This is a genomic window from Streptococcus sp. ST14 (assembly GCF_046098195.1).
Classification (GTDB): Bacteria; Bacillota; Bacilli; order Lactobacillales; family Streptococcaceae; genus Streptococcus.
In genome coordinates, this window is record NZ_JBJUSF010000046.1 from 1 (window position 1) to 5433 (window position 5433).

Annotated in this window: 4 protein-coding genes; all 4 read right to left on the minus strand. The window is 40.3% G+C overall.

The window, feature by feature from the left end; translation table 11 throughout:
• Nucleotides 1-69: 69 nt before the first annotated feature.
• Nucleotides 70-2700: a YSIRK-type signal peptide-containing protein gene (locus ACIY19_RS10505; RefSeq protein WP_409003371.1), complete on the minus strand. Its 2631-nt coding sequence runs from the start codon at nucleotides 2698-2700 to the stop codon at nucleotides 70-72.
• A 179-nt stretch (nucleotides 2701-2879) separates the two neighbouring features.
• On the minus strand, nucleotides 2880-4547 hold the full coding sequence (locus ACIY19_RS10510; RefSeq protein ID WP_409003372.1) for a DAK2 domain-containing protein: 1668 nt from the start codon (nucleotides 4545-4547) through the stop codon (nucleotides 2880-2882).
• 2 nt (nucleotides 4548-4549) lie between these two features.
• On the minus strand, nucleotides 4550-4915 hold the full coding sequence (locus ACIY19_RS10515) for an Asp23/Gls24 family envelope stress response protein (protein WP_000216434.1): 366 nt from the start codon (nucleotides 4913-4915) through the stop codon (nucleotides 4550-4552).
• A 152-nt stretch (nucleotides 4916-5067) separates the two neighbouring features.
• Nucleotides 5068-5256: a 50S ribosomal protein L28 gene (gene rpmB / locus ACIY19_RS10520; protein ID WP_001140948.1), complete on the minus strand. Its 189-nt coding sequence runs from the start codon at nucleotides 5254-5256 to the stop codon at nucleotides 5068-5070.
• Nucleotides 5257-5433 lie beyond the last annotated feature (177 nt).

Genomic DNA, 5433 nt, shown 5'->3' on the forward strand with positions numbered 1-5433 from the left:
AAAAGGACTCAGTCCTGTGCAATACAGAACTAAATCCTTCGGATAAATTAATTGTCTAACTTTTTGGGGTCAGTACAAAACCGGCTGTTTAGATGCGTTTTTATAGGTCACTCTGAAATCAATCTCATCACCAGGATAGTGCTCTTGGGTATTGTAGGCAAAGTGTTGATTTGTAGCTCTCTTCACTTCAGAGTAGACACCACTCGCTTCAGAAGCCTGTACGATCACATCGAAGTCATAAGAAACTGAATTTTTCGAGGTAACTGTAATGCCGTCAAGCTCCCCCAAGTCGTAACCATTCTGAGCTTGAACGTCAGGAAGTTCCTCATCCCAGAAAGCAATCGCTTTATAGGTATAGGTCCCATTTGGAATCGTCTTGTTTTCCAACTTCAAAAGCGTTGGAGGCATAGGGGAGTCTGGAGTCCCCTTTACTTGGGCATAGTAGAGAGTTTTCCCAGTATCTTTGTAATTATAATAAACCTTAAAATTAGGACTCCCACTAAAGTTTAATTGTGGATCAGCCAAATAAGCCAGATGGTAAACTCCCGTCAAGTTTGCTAAGTTCTGGGTAGGGGTGTCTTTACCCGCAGTCCTTGTGATAAAATCTTCTTTAAAACCAGAAGCATCTGTGTGTCGATTGAAGACATCTGTCCGACGGCGACCAATCATTGAAATTTGCTGGATAACGCGCGTCAATTCGGCTGAAGCCGTTTGAGAGAAGGAAACAGTGTTTCCAGTATTGTTAAAAGTGGAATCCGTTCTAGAATCCAACTTACTAATCGTCGAGTCTTTATAGAAACTTTCCCAATTATTAAAACGTGTTTTTGTCTGGAAAAAAAATGCCGAAGTATCATTGGTTGAGGACTTCCTCATCTTGATATTTTTAAACTTGTACTCCAGTTCCTTCACATCTTGCTCTTCCGTCAATCGTAGACTACGAGTGTTACTATTAAAAGTCCCTAACAACTCACCTGTAGCTTTATTGTATACTTCTACAGATGCATCCGGCGAAGAGAAAAATTCATTCCAATAACGCTCCTCAATCGCATTGACTTCCCGATAAGACTCTCGTGGGTCCTGTATTTTATGAGTGACAGTATAGTCATTGATAAGATAATCTTTTTCAACCTCAGCGACCGAAGAGAGCCGAACATAAGAACGGTATTCTGTTTCACCATAAGAACGAATTATCTCCGAATCTGACTGATTATAGTGTCTAAACTCAAAGAGAGAAGATTCTGGCTGATCAGTTTTTTGAACAAAGAGAGTATAGGGGAGAACAGCCGTATTTTGATAGCTAGTCCCATCTGCTTTTGTATAGATACCCGTCACAGTTAGGTTTTGCGCTTTTCTATTAATATCTGCTACTTTGGCATTCTTTAACTTGAAAGAAATTGGAATGAGCTTGTTTTTATTGTTGTTAATATCTTGAAGCGGATTATTTGCTCTATTAATAGTCAGATGGTAACCCGTCGCATCGGCAGTCCATCCTAGAGCTTTCGCTTCATCTGTCAGCTCATAGCCTTCTTTTAACTCTATATTATAGGTATAGGATGTGACAGGATCAATAATATGCCCACCGACATCACTAATCCCCATACCATTGATCATACGACCATCAAAGACACCATTCCCATAGTTGAAGTAATCATTTCTTGCCGTATTATTCTTAGGATCTTTCGCACCATTAAATAGATAGTAGGATACAACAGATGAATCTTCGTCAACAATACCATCGTTGTTTCGATCGTAGCCAATGACCTGATTGTTAGACATTGGTGTCAGACCCCCTACACCATTTTCTAAGACTTTCCATGTGTGTTCAATACTTCCAAGTTCTTTGAGGACATTGCCATTTTTGTCATAGAGCTTAGCAGTTGCGGTCACCTTGTGGTCTGGTCCAATGGCTTGGACAGCACCTCCCCAGTTCTGAGTCAAAGGATCTATCTGAAAAGTATAGACGAAGTTATAGTTTGCCCCACCTCTCAGATTTGTAGGTTCTATCTTTAAATCAAGGTCCCCATTCGTTTTTTCTTGGCTGAACTTTACACCACCGACTGGAGAAGGAGTCAATTTAATAGCTTTCCCATTTTGGAAATGAATTTTGATATACCCACCAGAATAGTCTGCTTCGTGTCCAGTAATACTAAAGTTCAAGGATTCACGGACACTATCTACCGCATGGATATCTTTGATTGGCGAATGAGCTTGAAATACAGCATTGACTTCATCTAGCGATCTCTTGCGTCTAGAAGAAGTTTGTCCGCTAGAACTGCTTTCTTCCTTGCTTTTCTGCTCAGTTTGAGTTGATTCTAGAGATTGCTTTTTCTCCTCATCTAAAGAAGGCTGACTCGCTTCCTTCGTATTGTCAACTTGAGAAACTGGTTGGCTCTGAGCAACTGGTGCAGATACTTCTGTTTTGGACGGTTCAGTTTTATCCTTCTGGTCCTTAACTGCTTCGTTCTGTGTTACCTCTTTTTGAGGTTCAGAAATGACTTCCTGTCCATTCTCAGCACTTTTTTCCTTCTGTTGAATTTCCGCCTGCGTTTGTTGTTCCTTATTGTTGACTTGAGCTTCATCTGCTTGCACTGGTGAAGTAGCCATGACCATAAAAGTTCCTAGCAATACCGAACAGGTCCCAACACTTAACTTTCTAATCGAAAAGCGGGAAAAAGATTGATTAAAAAATTTTTTCTTCATCATTTCTCCTTTATATTCATACTTAATCTAACATAACAGCTTTATCATTATAACATATAGTAAATAGAATTTCCAATAGAATGTTCATTTCTACATAAATTTCTTTATAACTCCATTTGCATAGAAAAAGGAAGCTGTAAAACCAGCTTCCTTCTGTTATTTTTATTCCATTTTCACGATTATTCCACACTGAAAAGATATGGATATACAGGTTGTTGACCTTGGTGAATCTCTACTTCAACATCTTCAAATTCTTCTGCGATTTCTTGGGCAATTTCATTGGCAAGTTCTTCGCTTCCGTCTTCACCGACATAGAAAGTCACGATTTCACTATCTTCGTCCAACATATGTTTCAAAGTTTCTGTCAAGGTTTGGTGCATGTCAGGGTTTGACACGAGAATTTTTCCATCAACCATACCAAGATTGTCATTTTCATGAATTGCTAATCCATCGATAGTTGTATCACGAACGGCTGTTGTTACACTACCGCTGATGACATCACCAAGGGCTGCAGTCATGCGTTCTTTATTTTCTTCGATAGACTTGCTTGGATCGAAGGCAAGAAGACTGGTCAACCCTTGAGGAATTGTACGTGCTTCTACCACAACAGCAGGTTGTTCAAGCACTTCAGCCGCAGACTGAGCTGCCATAAAGATATTTTTGTTGTTCGGCAAGAAGATGATGTTGCGAGCATTGACCTGTTCAACAGCCTTGATAAAGTCTTCTGTTGAAGGGTTCATCGTCTGACCACCTTCGATGACATAATCCACACCTTGGGCACGGAAGATATCTGCTAAACCTTGACCAGCTACTACTGCGATAAGGGCATACTCTTTTGTTTCAGCAGGCTTGTTGCCTTGGGTCGCTTCTTTTTCAACTTGCGCCTCGTGTTGATTACGCATGTTGTCCACTTTGACCTTGATCAAGCTACCATATTTGAGACCTTCTTGCATGACAAGACCTGGATCTTCTGTATGGACGTGAACTTTGACGATCTCATCATCGTTGACAACAAGAAGAGAATCCCCTAGGTCATTCAAGTAGTTACGGAATTCATCGTAGTCAAAGTCCTTAGAATAAGTTGGACCTTGTTTGAGAGCTACCATGATCTCTGTACAGTAACCGAAGGTAATATCCTCAGTTGCCACATGCCCTGCTACAGACTTGTGGTGCTCCGCATTGATCATTTCACTCATGTTAGCAGGAGTCGCTACAAAGTCTTCAGAAGCACTGTATTCACCAGTAAGAGCTGAAAGGAATCCTTCGTAGATGAAGACCAAACCTTGACCACCTGAGTCTACCACACCAACTTCCTTAAGGACTGGAAGCATTTCTGGTGTCTTAGCCAAAGCTGCTTTTGCGCCTTCCAAGGCTGCACGCATGACCTCAACAGCATCATCTGTCTCCTCGGCTTTTTTCTTAGCCCCAATAGCCGCTCCACGAGAAACAGTCAAAATGGTTCCTTCAACTGGTTTCATAACTGCTTTATAAGCTACTTCGACACCGGATTGGAAGGCAAGAGCCAAGTCTTGACCTGTTAATTCATCTTTTTCCTTGATAGCCTGAGAGAAGCCACGGAAGAGCTGAGAAGTGATAACCCCTGAGTTCCCACGCGCACCTATCAAGAGACCTTTAGCAAGAATGCTCGCTACTTCTCCAACTGTAGAAGCAGGCTTGTCTGCTACTTCTTTAGCACCATTTTCAATGGTCATTCCCATGTTTGTCCCAGTATCTCCATCTGGAACTGGAAAGACGTTCAATGAATTGACATATTCTGCTTGCTTATTCAAACGAGTTGATGCAGCTTGCACCATCTCTTGGAATAAACTGGTAGTAATTTTTGACACGATTATTCTCCTACAACTTTGATATTTTGAATGTAGACATTCACAGTCTGAGCAGTAATTCCTAGTTGATTTTCTAAACTAAAACGAACACGCTCTTGAATGTTTTTTGACACTTCGCTTATCTTTACTCCGTAGCTCAATACGGTATAAACATCAACTGCAATGCTACCATCTTCGGCTGCTTTTATAACAACACCCTTAGAATAATTTTCCTTACCAAGAAGGGCTTGGAAATTGTCTTTGAGGGCATTTTTACTAGCCATACCGACCACACCAAAAATCTCAGTTGCGGCACCACCTACTACGGTTGCAATCACTTCATCTGTCAGTTCGATTTGACCATCTTTTGTATTAATTTTTACAGTCATTTTTTTTACCTCAACTAGTTGATACTCTATTTTATCATATTTCAGTCCAAGTGTAAAAGCAGAATGCTGTATCGGCGGATATTTACTCTATTTTTCAAATGATTTTATCCTTAGAGCAAAAGAAAAAGACCTAAGCGGTCTTTTCATTTTTATTAAACGCGTTCAACTTTACCTGATTTCAAAGCACGAGCTGAAGCCCAAACTTTTTTAGGTTTACCATCGATAAGAACAGTAACTTTTTGAAGGTTTGGTTTTACGGCACGTTTTGTTTGGTTCATCGCGTGTGAACGGTTGTTTCCTGATACAGTCTTACGACCTGTAAAGTAACATACTTTAGCCATTGTGTTTTCCTCCTATTAGATCTAATATAGCGGATGTGCTAGCACCACATACCGTACTATGTTATCACACTTTCTTGAATTTATCAAGGGCCTAAACTATTTTGTTTGTGTCTAAATTTTTGGGAATAATCAAATATCCTTATAACTCAATAAGAAAGCGAGATTTTTCAGACAAAA

Excerpts from the sequence above, each read along its gene's own strand:
- ACIY19_RS10505 (WP_409003371.1), bottom strand. The coding sequence starts at position 2,700 with ATGAAGAAAAAATTTTTTAATCAATCTTTTTCCCGCTTTTCGATTAGA.
- ACIY19_RS10515 (WP_000216434.1), bottom strand. The coding sequence starts at position 4,915 with ATGACTGTAAAAATTAATACAAAAGATGGTCAAATCGAACTGACAGAT.
- rpmB (WP_001140948.1), bottom strand. The coding sequence starts at position 5,256 with ATGGCTAAAGTATGTTACTTTACAGGTCGTAAGACTGTATCAGGAAAC.